This window comes from Nitrospina sp. 32_T5 (assembly GCF_052156635.1).
Lineage (GTDB): Bacteria > Nitrospinota > Nitrospinia > Nitrospinales > Nitrospinaceae > Nitrospina.
This window is the reverse complement of the sequence record NZ_JBQKUO010000002.1, coordinates 45,543-58,515: the sequence shown is the minus strand read 5'-3', so window position 1 is coordinate 58,515 and position 12,973 is coordinate 45,543. Positions and strand designations below refer to the sequence as shown.

The 12,973-nt window shown below is 58.2% G+C and carries 16 protein-coding genes; 8 read left to right on the top strand and 8 right to left on the bottom strand.

Features of this window, described 5'->3' with window-relative positions; translation table 11 throughout:
• Positions 1-6 precede the first annotated feature (6 nt).
• Genes ACTRW9_RS05060 through ftsZ form a run of 3 tightly spaced genes read left to right on the top strand, consistent with a single transcriptional unit; the run spans position 7 to position 3,386 of the window.
• Positions 7-915, top strand: coding sequence for a cell division protein FtsQ/DivIB (locus ACTRW9_RS05060; protein ID WP_442428528.1), 909 nt, complete (start codon positions 7-9; stop codon positions 913-915).
• 18 nt (positions 916-933) lie between these two features.
• Positions 934-2,166: a cell division protein FtsA gene (gene ftsA / locus ACTRW9_RS05055; RefSeq protein ID WP_442427237.1), complete on the top strand. Its 1,233-nt coding sequence runs from the start codon at positions 934-936 to the stop codon at positions 2,164-2,166.
• A gap of 23 nt (positions 2,167-2,189) precedes the next feature.
• Positions 2,190-3,386, top strand: a complete 1,197-nt coding sequence (gene ftsZ / locus ACTRW9_RS05050) for a cell division protein FtsZ (RefSeq protein ID WP_042252752.1) — start codon at positions 2,190-2,192, stop codon at positions 3,384-3,386.
• A 77-nt stretch (positions 3,387-3,463) separates the two neighbouring features.
• Here ftsZ and ACTRW9_RS05045 read toward each other — a convergent pair whose 3' ends face one another.
• Positions 3,464-4,291, bottom strand: a complete 828-nt coding sequence (locus ACTRW9_RS05045) for a DUF547 domain-containing protein (RefSeq protein WP_442428527.1) — start codon at positions 4,289-4,291, stop codon at positions 3,464-3,466.
• Between the two features lie 92 nt (positions 4,292-4,383).
• Here ACTRW9_RS05045 and ACTRW9_RS05040 point away from each other — a divergent pair, with 92 nt between their 5' ends.
• Both ACTRW9_RS05040 and ACTRW9_RS05035 read left to right on the top strand, forming a co-directional pair.
• Positions 4,384-5,250: an HAD family hydrolase gene (locus ACTRW9_RS05040; RefSeq protein ID WP_442428526.1), complete on the top strand. Its 867-nt coding sequence runs from the start codon at positions 4,384-4,386 to the stop codon at positions 5,248-5,250.
• Between the two features lie 69 nt (positions 5,251-5,319).
• Complete coding sequence (locus ACTRW9_RS05035) at positions 5,320-5,973, top strand: peptidylprolyl isomerase (RefSeq protein WP_442427240.1); 654 nt, start codon at positions 5,320-5,322, stop codon at positions 5,971-5,973.
• 162 nt (positions 5,974-6,135) lie between these two features.
• Here the strand turns inward: ACTRW9_RS05035 and ACTRW9_RS05030 are convergent, their stop codons facing one another.
• From ACTRW9_RS05030 to queF, 4 genes are read right to left on the bottom strand one after another with little or no spacing between them, the layout of a single operon-like run.
• A complete protein-coding gene (locus tag ACTRW9_RS05030; RefSeq protein ID WP_442428525.1) occupies positions 6,136-6,468 on the bottom strand; it encodes an HNH endonuclease in 333 nt (110 codons plus the stop codon).
• The gene (locus ACTRW9_RS05025) at positions 6,465-6,911 is read right to left on the bottom strand and encodes a DUF1566 domain-containing protein (RefSeq protein ID WP_442427242.1); all 447 of its coding nucleotides are present in this window, start codon (positions 6,909-6,911) and stop codon (positions 6,465-6,467) included. Before ACTRW9_RS05025 ends, ACTRW9_RS05030 begins: the two co-directional genes overlap by 4 nt.
• The gene (locus ACTRW9_RS05020) at positions 6,908-7,255 is read right to left on the bottom strand and encodes a YkgJ family cysteine cluster protein (RefSeq protein ID WP_442428524.1); all 348 of its coding nucleotides are present in this window, start codon (positions 7,253-7,255) and stop codon (positions 6,908-6,910) included. The genes ACTRW9_RS05025 and ACTRW9_RS05020 overlap by 4 nt, the downstream gene beginning before the upstream one ends.
• A gap of 42 nt (positions 7,256-7,297) precedes the next feature.
• Positions 7,298-7,699 carry a preQ(1) synthase gene (gene queF, locus ACTRW9_RS05015; RefSeq protein ID WP_442427244.1) on the bottom strand — a complete coding sequence of 134 codons (402 nt, stop codon included), beginning with the start codon at positions 7,697-7,699 and terminating at the stop codon, positions 7,298-7,300.
• A gap of 261 nt (positions 7,700-7,960) precedes the next feature.
• Between queF and ACTRW9_RS05010 the strand changes: the two genes are divergently transcribed.
• The 3 genes from ACTRW9_RS05010 to ACTRW9_RS05000 all read left to right on the top strand — a co-directional run bounded on the left by ACTRW9_RS05010 (position 7,961) and on the right by ACTRW9_RS05000 (position 11,460).
• Positions 7,961-8,254 carry a co-chaperone GroES gene (locus ACTRW9_RS05010; protein WP_005005736.1) on the top strand — a complete coding sequence of 98 codons (294 nt, stop codon included), beginning with the start codon at positions 7,961-7,963 and terminating at the stop codon, positions 8,252-8,254.
• A 36-nt stretch (positions 8,255-8,290) separates the two neighbouring features.
• Entirely contained in the window at positions 8,291-9,946 is a 1,656-nt protein-coding gene (gene groL / locus ACTRW9_RS05005; RefSeq protein ID WP_442427245.1) for a chaperonin GroEL, read from the top strand.
• Positions 9,947-10,236: 290 nt separating this feature from the next.
• Entirely contained in the window at positions 10,237-11,460 is a 1,224-nt protein-coding gene (locus tag ACTRW9_RS05000) for a hypothetical protein (protein WP_442428523.1), read from the top strand.
• A gap of 22 nt (positions 11,461-11,482) precedes the next feature.
• On the opposite strand, the gene ACTRW9_RS04995 is transcribed toward ACTRW9_RS05000, so the two are convergent.
• The 3 genes from ACTRW9_RS04995 to ACTRW9_RS04985 are packed head-to-tail and all read right to left on the bottom strand — an operon-like array spanning position 11,483 to position 12,973.
• Positions 11,483-11,911 carry an ExbD/TolR family protein gene (locus ACTRW9_RS04995; RefSeq protein WP_442428522.1) on the bottom strand — a complete coding sequence of 143 codons (429 nt, stop codon included), beginning with the start codon at positions 11,909-11,911 and terminating at the stop codon, positions 11,483-11,485.
• A gap of 10 nt (positions 11,912-11,921) precedes the next feature.
• Positions 11,922-12,308 (bottom strand): ExbD/TolR family protein, encoded by a 387-nt coding sequence (locus ACTRW9_RS04990; RefSeq protein ID WP_442428521.1) that lies wholly within the window; start codon positions 12,306-12,308, stop codon positions 11,922-11,924.
• Positions 12,305-12,973 (bottom strand): MotA/TolQ/ExbB proton channel family protein, encoded by a 669-nt coding sequence (locus tag ACTRW9_RS04985; protein WP_442428520.1) that lies wholly within the window; start codon positions 12,971-12,973, stop codon positions 12,305-12,307. The genes ACTRW9_RS04990 and ACTRW9_RS04985 overlap by 4 nt, the downstream gene beginning before the upstream one ends.

Sequence of the window (12,973 nt, the reverse complement as noted above, 5' to 3'; positions counted from 1 at the left end):
CGCATCATGGTCGATTACAGCACCACCTCACCGCAAAACCGCTCTTCCGGATGGAAGCGCGCCCACACGCAGAGGTCGAAGCGGCAGAAGAAAAAAGCCGTGCGTTACCGCACCGGTCCCAAACGCGAGGTGAATGTGCAGAAGGTACTGCGACTCGGCCTCGACTGGGGAGCCAAGGGATTGCTCGCAGTTATGTTGATGTACGGCCTGTTCCACGCGTACCAGTTTTTCACAACCGCGCCGCAGTTCCGCATCAGCCGCATCACTTTTCACGGCAACAAGACGGTGGATGCGGAACACCTGTATATAGCGGCACAACCGGTGTTCGGTGAAAACATTTTTCACGCCGACATCGAGGGGGTGTTGCAACCGATTCGCCTCAACCACTGGGTGCAGGACGTCTCGGCGATCCGCAAACTGCCGCAGAGCCTGCATATTCATGTTCAGGAACGCACCCCCTACGCGCGTTTGGAATTGGAACAAACCTATTTAATGGACCCGTACGGTGTGCTGATCGCGCCCGACTCCGGGGGTTACAGTGACCTGCCGCTCATCCAGGCGGGGACGCTCGGTGAAGTGGAACTGGGCAAACCGGTGCACATCGACTGGGTCGTGCCCGGCCTCAAAGCCATGAACGCACTCAATCAACTGGGGGCGTTCCGCGAACAACCGTTTCATGCCGTGCGTTTCACCCAGCCGCATCATCTCATGTTCACCTCGAAATCCGGACAGGTGACCTTGCGCATGGCGGTGGACCGGCTGGCGGAAGGGTTCGACAATTTCAAAGTGGTTCTGGAAGCATTGCAGTCCGACATCGGCAAGGCCCGGTTCATCGACCTGTCGTTTGCGGGCCGCGTGGTGGTCCGCGACGAGCCGTGGGAGGGCGGCACGGACGTACCGATCAAGAAGTCCTAACAGGAGGGAAACCCGCACATGTCCAAAAAGAAAAACTACGTTGTGGGCCTCGATATCGGCACCACCAAGATCTGCTGCATCATCGCCGAGGTCAGCCCGCAGGGAGAAATCGAAATCATCGGGCTCGGCCAGTCGCCATCGCGCGGTCTGCGTAAGGGCGTGGTGGTGAACATAGACGGCACCGTGGAATCCATTCGAAGCGCCGTGGAGGAAGCGGAGTTGATGGCCGGTACGGAAATCGAGTCCGTGTTTGTCGGCATCGCCGGTGGCCACATCAAGAGCATGAACAGCCACGGCATCATCGCCGTCAAGAACAAGGAGATCAACCAGCAGGATGTGGACCGTGTGATCGACGCGGCGAAGGCCATCGCCATCCCGCTTGACCGCGAGGTGATCCACGTTCTGCCGCAGGAGTTCATCGTCGACAACCAGGACGGCATTAAGACGCCGCTCGGCATGGCGGGCGTGAGGCTGGAAGCGAAGGTGCATATCGTCACTGCCGCCGTAACGTCCGCACAGAACATCGTCAAGTGTGTGAACAAGGCCGGACTCGGCGTGCAGGACATCGTGCTCCAGCAACTCGCCTCCAGCGAGTCGGTGCTCTCCAGCGATGAGAAAGAGCTGGGCGTGGCTCTCATCGACATCGGTGGCGGCACGTCCGATCTCGCCATCTTCTACGAGGGTGCGATCAAGCACACTTCGGTGCTGGCCATCGCCGGGGCGCAGGTGACCAACGACATCGCCATCGGCCTCCGAACACCGAACGCGGAAGCGGAAAAGATCAAACACGCCTACGGGTGCGCCTACTCGGCGCTCCTCGCCGAGGATGAAGGCATCGAAGTGTCCAGCGTTGGAGGCCGCCCGGCGATGAAGGTCTCGGCGCAGATTCTGAGCGAGATCATCGAGGCCCGCGTGCGTGAGATGTTTGAAATGCTCAATCACGAGATCCAGACATCGGGATTCGAGGAACACATCTCGTCCGGCATTGTCATCACCGGCGGTTCGGCCTCCATGCCGGGCATGGCGGAGCTGGCGGAGGAGGTGTTCCAGGCGCCGGTGCGCATCGGCACGCCCATGGGTCTCGGCGGATTGATCGACGTCGTCAACAATCCTGTGTACGCCACGTGCACGGGATTGATCATTTACGGAGACCGTTGCTACAAGGCGGGAAAGTACACGGAACTCCAGGGAAGGAATCTGTTCGACAAAATTTTCAGCCGCATGAAAGGCTGGATGGAAGAGTTCTTTTAATGAACAAGGAGGAACAAATGGGCTTGATTGAATTTGAGCAGGACAACGAGTACTCCGCCTGCATCAAGGTGGTTGGGGTCGGCGGAGGCGGATCAAACGCCGTCAACGCCATGGTGCGCTCGCACATCCAGGGTGTGGAATTCATCATCGTCAACACGGACGTGCAGGCACTGGAATCGTCCCCGTGCATGAACAAGGTGCAGGTGGGCGCGGAGGTGACCAAGGGCCTGGGCGCGGGTTCCAACCCGGAGATGGGCCGCCTCGCAGTGGAAGAAAATAAAAACCAGATCCGCGCCATGCTGGAAGGGGCGGACATGGTGTTCATCACTGCCGGCATGGGCGGCGGCACCGGTACCGGCGGTGCGCCGACCGTGGCCAACATCGCCCGCGAACTGGGCGCACTGACCGTCGGCATCGTCACCAAACCGTTCGTGTTTGAAGGCAGGAAACGCGAGCGGCAGGCCGAGGAAGGATTGCAGGCGTTGAAGGATTCGGTGGATACGCTGATCGTTATTCCCAATCAGCGCCTGTTGAGTTTCATCTCGAAAGACACTCCGCTCACCAACGCGTTCAGCCACGTCGATGACGTTCTGCGCCAGGCGGTGAGCAGCATTTCGGATTTGATCGTCATCCCGGGGCTGATCAACCTCGACTTCAACGACGTGAAGACCATCATGTCCGGCATGGGCAAGGCGCTCATGGGCGGCGGCACGGCGACCGGCGAGAATCGCGCGGTGGAAGCGGCGGAAAAAGCCATCTCCAGCCCGCTCCTCGACGAAGCCACGGTGGACGGAGCAAAAGGCGTACTCATCAACATCACCGGCGGCGACGACCTGACGCTCCACGAAGTCACGGAAGCCGCATCGCTCATCCAGAAGAATGCGCACGAGGACGCGCATATCATCTTCGGTGCGGTGATCGACAAGCACCTGCAGGGCGAGATGCGCGTGACGGTGATCGCCACGGGGTTCGAAAAATCCGAAATGCAGGAAGAAGAGCCGGTGGAGGAGGAATGGTCGGTGGCCGCGCCTCACGAGAGCGCCATCGCGTACAAAAAGGTGGTGGGCGGCGATCCGCAACCCAGCGCGCCGAAACCGCCCCTGTTCCGCAAAAGCGGGCTGAGGCAACTGGCCGCCTCCATCCGCAAGGAGTCGCCGGATTCGGTGGCCAACGAGTCGAATTACGACATCCCGACGTTCCTCCGCAAACACGCGGATTGAGCAGGCAGGAAGCAAAGCCCAGGCGGGGAGGAAGCCCCAGGTCAGGAGTGAAGGTTTCCTTCCCGCCCCTCCTTCCTTTATAGCGCGTTCAAGTCCCAGTTGTAATCCATGAACTCTATGTCGTAACTGGAGTCTTTCAATGCGGCGCGGTTGCGTTCCGGTGCGTACGGTGCAAGATACTCCCGCACCCCACCCTTTGGCTCAAAGTCTTCCTTGAACCAGTTGAAAATCGCCGACAGATAAACAGCCTTGCGCTGTTTGTCCACACGCAGGCCCTTGCCCGGATTTATGAGAAAGTGCTCCGCCTGTTCTGTCAATTGTTGCTCCAGGCGATCCGGCCAGTAGGCCTCCCTGCGGATGTCGGGACAACTGACCGACGCGCAGACGATGGCCATGTGGATGCGCGGCTCGTCCATTTTGCGCAGAATGCCGTGTTCGATTTCATCGAGGGTGATCGGCTTTCCATTAATGGCGCCGACCTCCTTTTTCCACACCGAACCAAACAGCCCGCCCGCGTCCTTGATGCTGTCCACGGGATAATGGTCGAGCACCATCTTCACCGCAAACACGTTGTAGGCGTTGATCCAGAACGCCAGTTTTTCTTCGCGCGTTTTGAACTCGTCCGGGGAAGCCGCCTCGAACTGCTCCACCACCTTGGCGAAGACAGGGTCGCTTTTTAGAACTTTATAAGGCAGCGCATTCAGGCGCACCCCGTCCAGCGTCGTCGGCCTGACGTGCTTTTTAAGAAGCGCGTCCCACTCCGAATAGTCGAACGCCCACGCGGCAGGGCTCCCAATGAAGATCACACACAGGCAAGCAAATATCTTGATCCCGTGCTGCAAGGTTGGTAATTTGATTGCAACCTTGGAAGATTCTTTCCTGGCAGGCGCCGGTTGCGGATACATGCTGCTTCTCCTTTGAGGGGGGTTCGCTTCAAAATCAGGTCCCAGGCTTTCGTCCCCGGCTTTACTGATTCCTTACACCTTATTCTAAAACGATGTTTAAAGATCCCAAAAACTGTTTGTATGTATCCGATCTGGACGGCACCCTTCTGGATCCACACAGTGAGTTTTCCGCCGAGTCCACGGACCGGCTCAACCGTCTGATTGACGACGGTCTCATGTTCACCATCGCCACCGCGCGCAGTTACGAATCGACCCACCCCATACTGAGCGAGGTGAACCTGGAAATTCCGGTCATTCTGTTCAACGGCGTGTACCTCACGGATTTTCATTCCGGGCGCAACCTGGAGTTGTGCGACTTCATTCCACACAATGTGGTTCATTCCATGATCCAAATGGTCGATCACCTGAGCGACGACCCCTTTGTGTACGCGTACGGCAGCCAGAACCGTCTCTACTACCGCAACGTCACCAACCATGGCTCCCAGGAATACCTGAAAAGCCTGGAAGGCGACGGGCGCCTGCACCGGGTGGAACATTATGAATTCCTGGAAAACGAAGCCATCGCCGGATTCCTGCTGATTGACACGCCCGAAGCCCTGCAACCCGTGCACGACACGTTGCTTCGGCAGTTTCCGCGTGAACTCAACCTGTACTTCGCCGAGGACATCGCACACCCCGGTTATTACTGGTTGCAGGCGTTTCACAAAAAGGCAAACAAGGGAAGCATGCTTGACCAGCTGGCGGAACAACTGGGGATCCCCATGAACCGCGTGGTGGTGTTTGGTGATTACCTGAACGATCTGGAAATGTTCAAAATCGCCGGGAAATCCATCGCCGTCGCCAACGCCCTTCCGGAGATCAAACAGGCCGCTCATGAAGTGATTGGGAGCAATGCCGAGGGTGCGGTCCTGAATTACCTGGAGACGGTTTGGTACGGGTCTCCAAAAAAGGTATCTTAACCGGACCGGGTTACGATAAGATGAAACATCGACTTTTGGAAAAACGGAAAACTGGATTGAGGTGTTGAAATGTCGGATACCGAACAACCCCAAGAACCGGACAAGACGATATACCAGCGGGACCTGACCGCGAAGGAACCCAAGGTTCCGGAAAAGGCCGAAGGCGAAAAACCCAAAAAGCCTCCGGTGAAACCGCCGCGCAAGGTCTTCAAACCAAAGAAGGCAAAAATCCAGACCAGCAAACCGCTGGAACACCGTACGCGGCACATCCTGGTTTCGACCCGGGAAGCGGCGGACCTGATCCGGCAGACGATCATCGGTTACCAGAAAGAACTCGAGAACGAACCGAGCAACGACCCGGACAAGGAATTCATCGACCGGGACAAGGTGGAAAAGTTTTTTGCCAAATTCTCAAAAAAATACAGCACCTGCCGCACCCGCCGCATAGGGGGCGACCTGGACTGGGTTTATCCCAACATGGACGTGTCGGAGGACATCATGACTCCGGATTTCAGGGACGCTATCCTGAAATGCGAGAAGTTCGTGATTCCGGAGCCCATCCGGTCGAAGCTGGGTTACCACATCGTGCTGGTGTGCGAGTCGCGCATCTGCAAGCGGGAAGCGGAAAAGAAGGAAAGCGTGGACCCGCGCTACGAGGCCCTCATGGCGAAGGACAACCCGACCATCCAGGCGCCGCCCAAAAGCATGGACATCCCCACCTGAAGCTTTTGCATGCGAAAACGGGGGAACCCGGACCGTTGCAGTCCGGGAGGCTCAGGTTTTGAACAAAAACAGCACGATGCCAAGGACGATGACCACCAGGGTGCCCCAGCCCATGATCTTCAGCATTTTATCTTCTCCCATACCGACTGCATTCCTTTCTCGTCAGAATTGAACGTCCCCACCCAGCTTGTTTTTTAAAATCATCTCCGCCGGGGTGTAATACTTCTTTTCGTTGTTGCATGACTTGCACGCCACCACCACGTTGCCCTTGGTGCTCTTGCCGCCACGCGCCAGCGGAACCAGGTGATCCATCGTCAAGTCCTTCCGGCCGAACGTTTCGCCACAGAAATGGCACAAGCCGCGGTCGATCTGCACCCGCCACCAGGTGGACTGACGCAGGTCCTTCGCCTTCTGCTTTTCGCGCGCGATCTGCTGGGGAGTGGGTTTTCCGCCGGGCTCCGTCCGCCCGTTTCGCGGTGTGCGCGTTCTTTTCATTCCGGGTTTGTTAGAAGGAGAAAAGGGTTCATATTACCCCGTACTGCGCGTACGGTGCCGGAAAAACTGGCCTTCGGGTACCAGTGCCGGTTGCCCGCATCGAACTCGAACCCCAGCGCCCCCGACAGGCGCGAACGCCACGTCCAGAAACAACTGCCGTAGCCGAACTCGAACACCGGATCGATGTGCAGGGTGTACGTCCGTCCCCGCGACTCGAACGTGTGGGCGATCTCGTAAAGGCTCTGCATCTCAAGCCGGTCCGGCAGACGCCAGTCCGCATGCCCGCCCAGTTGCACGCGGTTGAGATGTTCGATGTACTCGTTCGCTTCATACCACGAGCAGTAGTTGCCCGTCTCGGCATAGTGGTAACTCTGTTGCCACACGAGGCCGGTGGCGGTGTCGGTCACCGTGCCGTCTTCGTTTTCGACGAACCGTTCCGTCATGAACCCACCCGGTCCAGCACCGTCGCCCGGCGGAACGTGTAGCCGCATTGTTCAATGTCGTCCGGCTCCGTCGGGTACTTCATGCACAGGAGCGGCTTGTCCGGCGTACCGTGCACCCGGCACCGCTTGTCATCGGCCAGTTGGTCGCAGGCAATGGGGATGGCGTAAAACAGGCAGTTGTTGTCCACGTCCTCGCCCACCAGTTGAATGCCCCGGTATTTCAGGTAGCGTTCCAGTTCCTCAACCGTGCCGTGCTGGCGCAGGGTGACGTCCCGCACCACGGTCACGTTCACCGTCTGGCAGCACTCGCCGCATGAATGGCACTCACCTTCCCTGATCCGCATAGAACCTCATCCAGTTAAATATAGATTTCTCCCTCCGCCCCATCATGACGACGGGCGTTTGTTCTTCGATTTCCGTTTCGTTCCGCTTTTGCCGTAGTGCTCCGCCGACACCGTGGTGTAGATGCCGCCCCGCACGTTGAACTCGCCCACCACCTGCATGTAACGGGGGCGGCAGGCCTTCACCAGGTCGTCGAGGATTTCGTTGATCACCTTTTCGTGGAACGCTCCCTCGTCGCGGTACGACCACAGGTAGAGCTTGAGCGACTTGAGCTCGACGCACAGCTTGTCCGGGATGTAGGTGATGTCGATGGTGGCGAAGTCCGGCTGACCCGTTTTCGGGCACAGGCAGGTGAACTCCGGGCACTCCATGTTGATCTCGTAATCCCGGTCCGGATTGGGATTGGTGAACACTTCCAGCTCTTTAGACGATTGTTTTTTTGACATTTATAGGACTCGCAACATTTTTTTGATTTTTTTGACCGGACACCTTGCCTTTGCAGAAAGGCGTATTATATAAGACCAACGTTTCTGGCACTCTACCTCAAAGAGTGCTAACCCTTGCTTATTTGACCCAGACCCGAACCCGTAACCGGTTATTTTATAAAAAGTTATGGATCAACGCGGCGTTGCAGGAGGACGCCCACCATCACCAATCCAGTTTACTGGATTCCAAGTTTATCATTTTTTGGGAAGGAGCACAGTTCTATGAACATTCGTCCATTGCAAGACCGTATTCTGGTGCAACCCATTCGGGAGAAAGAAGTCCGAAAAGGGGGGATCATCATTCCCGATTCCGCCAAGGATGCGCCCACGGAAGGCCGAGTGAAGGCCGTCGGCCCGGGCCGGATCGGTGAAGACGGAAAACGCGTGAAACCGGATGTCAAAGTCGGCGACAAGGTGCTGTACAGCAAGTACGGCGGCACCGAAGTGAAAATCGACGCCGAAGATTTCCTGCTGATGCGGGAAGACGACATTCTGGGCGTGATCGACAGCAAATAAACCCACGAACCCCCTATTTGAGGAGAACGATATACAATGGCAAAACAAATCGTATATGACGAGGAAGCAAGACACAAGATTCTGTCCGGCGTCAATCAGCTCGCCGACACCGTGAAGCTGACCCTCGGCCCCAAGGGCCGCAACGTGGTCATCGACAAGAAATTCGGCTCGCCCCTGATCACCAAGGACGGCGTGACCGTCGCCAAGGAAATCGAACTGAAGAATCCGTTCGAGAACATGGGCGCGCAGATGGTCAACGAAGTCGCCAGCAAGACCAGCGACAACGCCGGTGACGGCACCACGACGGCGACCGTTCTGGCGCAGGCCATTTTCCGCGAAGGCATGAAGAACGTCACCGCCGGCGCCAACCCGATGGAAATCAAGAAGGGCATCGAGGACGCGGTAGCCGCCGTGATCCCGGCCATCCAGAAGCTCTCCAAACCGACCAAGGACAAGAAGGAAATCGCCCAGGTCGGCACCATCTCTGCCAACCACGATACGGCCATCGGCGAAATCATCTCCGAAGCCATGGACAAGGTGGGCAAGGACGGCGTCATCACCGTCGAAGAGGCGAAGAGCATGGAGACGGCTCTCGAAATCGTGGAAGGCATGCAGTTCGACCGCGGTTACCTGTCGCCCTACTTCGTCACCGACGCAGAGCGCATGGAAGCGGTTCTGGAAGACTGTTACCTGCTCCTGCACGAGAAGAAAATCTCCAGCATGAAAGACCTCCTGCCGGTTCTGGAAAAAGTGGCCAAGGGCGGCAAGCCCCTGCTCATCGTGGCGGAGGAAGTAGAAGGCGAAGCGCTGGCGACCCTCGTGGTCAACAAACTGCGCGGCACCCTGAACGTCTGCGCCGTCAAGGCTCCGGGCTTCGGCGACCGCCGCAAGGACATGCTGAACGACCTCGCCATCCTGACCGGCGGCCAGGTGATCACCGAAGACATCGGTGTGAAACTGGAGAACATCACCCTGGACGACCTGGGCCGCGCCAAGCGCGTCACCATCGACAAGGACAACACGGTGATCGTCGACGGCAAAGGCAAGCCTTCCGAAATCCAGTCCCGGGTCAAACAGATCCGCACCCAGATCGATGAGACCACCTCCGACTACGACCGCGAGAAGCTGCAGGAACGTCTTGCGAAGCTGGTCGGCGGCGTCGCCATCATCAAAGTCGGTGCGGCCACCGAGACCGAGATGAAAGAGAAGAAAGCCCGCGTCGAGGACGCCCTGCATGCGACTCGCGCCGCGGTCGAGGAAGGCATCGTGCCCGGCGGCGGCGTGGCGTACCTGCGCTGCCTCAGCGCGCTGGACAAGCTGGATGGCACCCACGACTACAAACTGGGTGTGAAGATCATCCGCCGCGCTCTGGAAGAGCCGGTCCGGCAGATCGCAGCCAACGCCGGTGAAGAAGGCACCGTGATCGTCGAGAAGGTGAAGAGCCTGAAAGGAAGCATGGGCTTCGACGCCCGCACCGGTGAGTACGTCGACATGCTGAAGGAAGGCATCATCGACCCGGCAAAAGTCACCCGCACCGCATTGCAGAACGCGGCCAGCATCTCTGCTCTGTTGCTGACCACGGAAGCAATGATCACTGACCTGCCTGAAGAGAAGGACGACCATGGTCATTCCCATGGCGCTCCGGGCATGGGTGGCATGGGCGGTATGGGAGGCATGGGCGGCATGATGTAAAGCCCCCTCCTTTTTGAATAGAATCCCCGGTCCCGTTTGGGGCCGGGGATTTTTTTCGCCCGTTAGGGAAGGCGATATTCGAGGAAATCCACCGGGGGATTTACCAATTCCGGTTGACATCGGGGCACGAATCAAATATAATTCTATAAATCAATTACTTACAAGTTACCGGTGAGCGACGGACACCACTCACCGCGCTGGAGAGGACAGGGGGTTGCCCGGCCGATCGACGGGACCTCCTGCGGCATCTTTCCCTCGTTCCAGCCTGCTTTTATGGTAAGGTACGGCTCTTGTTTGTTACGGACCCCGCCACTCCCTGTGGCGTACACGAGCCCCTGACCGTCTTGATCCCGAATCCTGTATTAAACCGAATCCAGTTAAAAACCATCCTCTGGTGGCTGGCCCTTTGGGTCGCCGCATGCGGGTTGCTGGCGATACCGCGCCCGGCGTGGGCCGATTCCCCTCTCCACTTCGTGGTGGAAAACCAGACCTTCGTGTACAACCAGGAACACACGAACATCGACGCCATCAACGACGGCTTCACCCTGATCGGCAACCAGACCAAAACCTATTTCCGGTACGCCATCGCACCCGCGGTGGCGGTGGACGTCGGCGCGTTTTTGGATTTCCCTTTCGGTGAAGACGACCGCGTATCGGGCGTCGATCCCATCATCTCCCTCCACTGGGGGTTCGCACCGGGCTGGCAGTTCACCGCCGGAACCATCGACCGGAACCATCCCCTGCACGACGCGTTCTTCAACGACAACCTGCGCTACATCGAACCCATCGAGCAGGGATTCCAGATCCGCGGGGACACGCAACACATCCTTCAGGACACGTGGCTGAGCTGGGAGGAACGGGAGACGCAGACGAAACGTGAAAAGTTTGCGGCGGGCAACTACACGCAATTGAAGGCGGGTGGCTTCATGGTGGACGCGCAGGTTTACTGGGTGCACATGGGGGGACAGAAGAACAGCGGGCCCGGCGTGTGGAACAACCTCAGTTACGGCTTCGGCACCGGTTACACCTACCACCACAGCAAAATTCTTCACCCCGGCAGTTTTCTGGACAATATCGGCTTCACCATCCACTACCTCGTCAACCAGGACGATCCCCCGGCGCTGCCACAGGTGGATGAGGAAGGCGTGGCGCTCCGCGTGTTCGCCACGGTGTGGGACACGTACGTGTACGGACTGTTCTGGGAAGGCGGCAGCGCGCATTTCAACTCGCCCCGGGGCGATTCCACTCAGCCGGGCGTGCCTTTGGCCAAGGGCGACCCGTTTTACAAGGCGGAGGATTTCCAGGAGGTCGGCGTCATCAAGACCTGGACGCTCGGCAACAACATCTACCTCACCGGCGACGTACGGGGGCAGTATATCCTCGACCGCTTCGTGCACATCGCGCACCTGAACGTCACCTGGCGCGACTCGTTTGCGCTGTTCGAGGAATTCTTCAGTAAAAAGCGGCCCGACCCCACCCGGCCGCCGCAGGTCTACTGGCCGCAACCACGCTGATTCTTTAAGAAGAGAAAAACCGCTAGAGCGGCGTGTGGACCTTCGCGCTCCCCTGCGGCTGGTCTGTGGCGAACACAAACTCGCGGATGCCCGCCTCATTGGCCAGACGGATCACCTCACCGCAGACCTTGAAGGACGCCTTCCGGTCGGCCTGAATTTCCAGCACCGGCTCTTTTTTATCCGCCGCCAGTTGCGCAAACACGGCAGGAAGCCCGGCCAGTTCGGTGGCCTTGCCATTCACCTCGATGCCGCCTTGCGGGTACACCTTGACCTGCACTGTGTCCTGATTGATTTTTTCCGCCGACTGCGACTCCGGCAGGTCCACTTCCTGTCCGTGCTTCATGGCGGTGGAGGTCAGCATGAAAAAGATCAACAGAAGAAACACGACGTTGATCATCGGCGCCATGTCCAGTCCGAAGGACGTGTCTTTGGATTTGCGGATGCGGATCATGGAATCGGCCTCACATCACGATCGAGTAATCGTTCACCCCGGCCTGCCGGGTGATGTCCAGCACACTGACGAACACCTCGTAGCGGGCGTCCTCACTCGATTCGATAACCACCTGTTTGTCCCGGCGCGTAGCCAGGGCTCGAGTTAGTTTATCCAGCAAGGCATCGGTAGAAAGAGTTTCCCCGTTCAACTTGATGGATCCATCCTGTTTTATGGCGATGATGACTGGTTTTTCAGGATTCTCGGCGGCCGCCTGCGACTCCTTCGGCAACAGCATGTCCAGCCCCTGCCCCTGCACGGCGAAGGTGAGCATGAAAAAAATCAAAAGCAGGAAGACCACGTCGATGAGCGGGGCGAGATCGACGCGAGCCCGTTTTTTATGACGGCGAATCTTCATGACGCAATCAGGGTTTTGGAAGAGGCGGTGCCCGGCGTATTGCGGTTCTGTTCGACGGAATGGACGAAGTAATGCGCGAAGCGCTCCATGGCGAAGCCCTGGCGTTCGATGCGTTTGTCAAAGAAATGCATCATGACGAGAACCGGAATGGCCACCGCGAGGCCCGCGGCGGTGGTCAACAGCGCTTCCCAGATGCCCCCGGCGAGCAGGCTGGGGTTCACCTGTCCCTTGTATTCGGCCACCTGGTTGAACGCCTGCACCATGCCGATGACGGTGCCGAGAAGACCCATGAGCGGCGAGATGGCGGCGATGACTTCCAGCCCCTTGATGTTGCGCTCCATGCTTTCCATCTCCTCCTGACCCACCATCGACAGTGTTTCCTCCAACTGCCACTTGGGCGCGTGGTGATTGTGCACGCCCGCTTCCAGCACCCGCGCCACCGGCCCGTTGGATCGACGGCACAACTCCAGCGCCTTTGACGTGTTCTTTTTGCGGAGTGCTTCCTGCACCGCCCTGTACAGGGCTTCCGGGTTTTCTTTACGTTTATTGAAGTACACCAGCCGTTCGATGATGATGGCGACTGCGATCACCGAGCAAAGCAGGATGGGGACCATGATGATCCCTCCCTTGGTGACCAGATCCATTGCCGATTGAAACATTGTCAT

Excerpts from the sequence above, each read along its gene's own strand:
- ftsA (WP_442427237.1), top strand. The coding sequence starts at position 934 with ATGTCCAAAAAGAAAAACTACGTTGTGGGCCTCGATATCGGCACCACC.
- queF (WP_442427244.1), bottom strand. The coding sequence starts at position 7,699 with ATGTCAAAAAAACAATCGTCTAAAGAGCTGGAAGTGTTCACCAATCCC.
- ACTRW9_RS05025 (WP_442427242.1), bottom strand. The coding sequence starts at position 6,911 with ATGACGGAACGGTTCGTCGAAAACGAAGACGGCACGGTGACCGACACC.
- groL (WP_442427245.1), top strand. The coding sequence starts at position 8,291 with ATGGCAAAACAAATCGTATATGACGAGGAAGCAAGACACAAGATTCTG.
- ACTRW9_RS05045 (WP_442428527.1), bottom strand. The coding sequence starts at position 4,291 with ATGTATCCGCAACCGGCGCCTGCCAGGAAAGAATCTTCCAAGGTTGCA.
- ACTRW9_RS05060 (WP_442428528.1), top strand. The coding sequence starts at position 7 with ATGGTCGATTACAGCACCACCTCACCGCAAAACCGCTCTTCCGGATGG.
- ACTRW9_RS04985 (WP_442428520.1), bottom strand. The coding sequence starts at position 12,973 with ATGACAATGTTTCAATCGGCAATGGATCTGGTCACCAAGGGAGGGATC.
- ACTRW9_RS05035 (WP_442427240.1), top strand. The coding sequence starts at position 5,320 with ATGTCGGATACCGAACAACCCCAAGAACCGGACAAGACGATATACCAG.
- ACTRW9_RS05040 (WP_442428526.1), top strand. The coding sequence starts at position 4,384 with ATGTTTAAAGATCCCAAAAACTGTTTGTATGTATCCGATCTGGACGGC.
- ACTRW9_RS04990 (WP_442428521.1), bottom strand. The coding sequence starts at position 12,308 with ATGAAGATTCGCCGTCATAAAAAACGGGCTCGCGTCGATCTCGCCCCG.
- ACTRW9_RS05010 (WP_005005736.1), top strand. The coding sequence starts at position 7,961 with ATGAACATTCGTCCATTGCAAGACCGTATTCTGGTGCAACCCATTCGG.
- ACTRW9_RS05030 (WP_442428525.1), bottom strand. The coding sequence starts at position 6,468 with ATGAAAAGAACGCGCACACCGCGAAACGGGCGGACGGAGCCCGGCGGA.
- ACTRW9_RS04995 (WP_442428522.1), bottom strand. The coding sequence starts at position 11,911 with ATGATCCGCATCCGCAAATCCAAAGACACGTCCTTCGGACTGGACATG.
- ACTRW9_RS05020 (WP_442428524.1), bottom strand. The coding sequence starts at position 7,255 with ATGCGGATCAGGGAAGGTGAGTGCCATTCATGCGGCGAGTGCTGCCAG.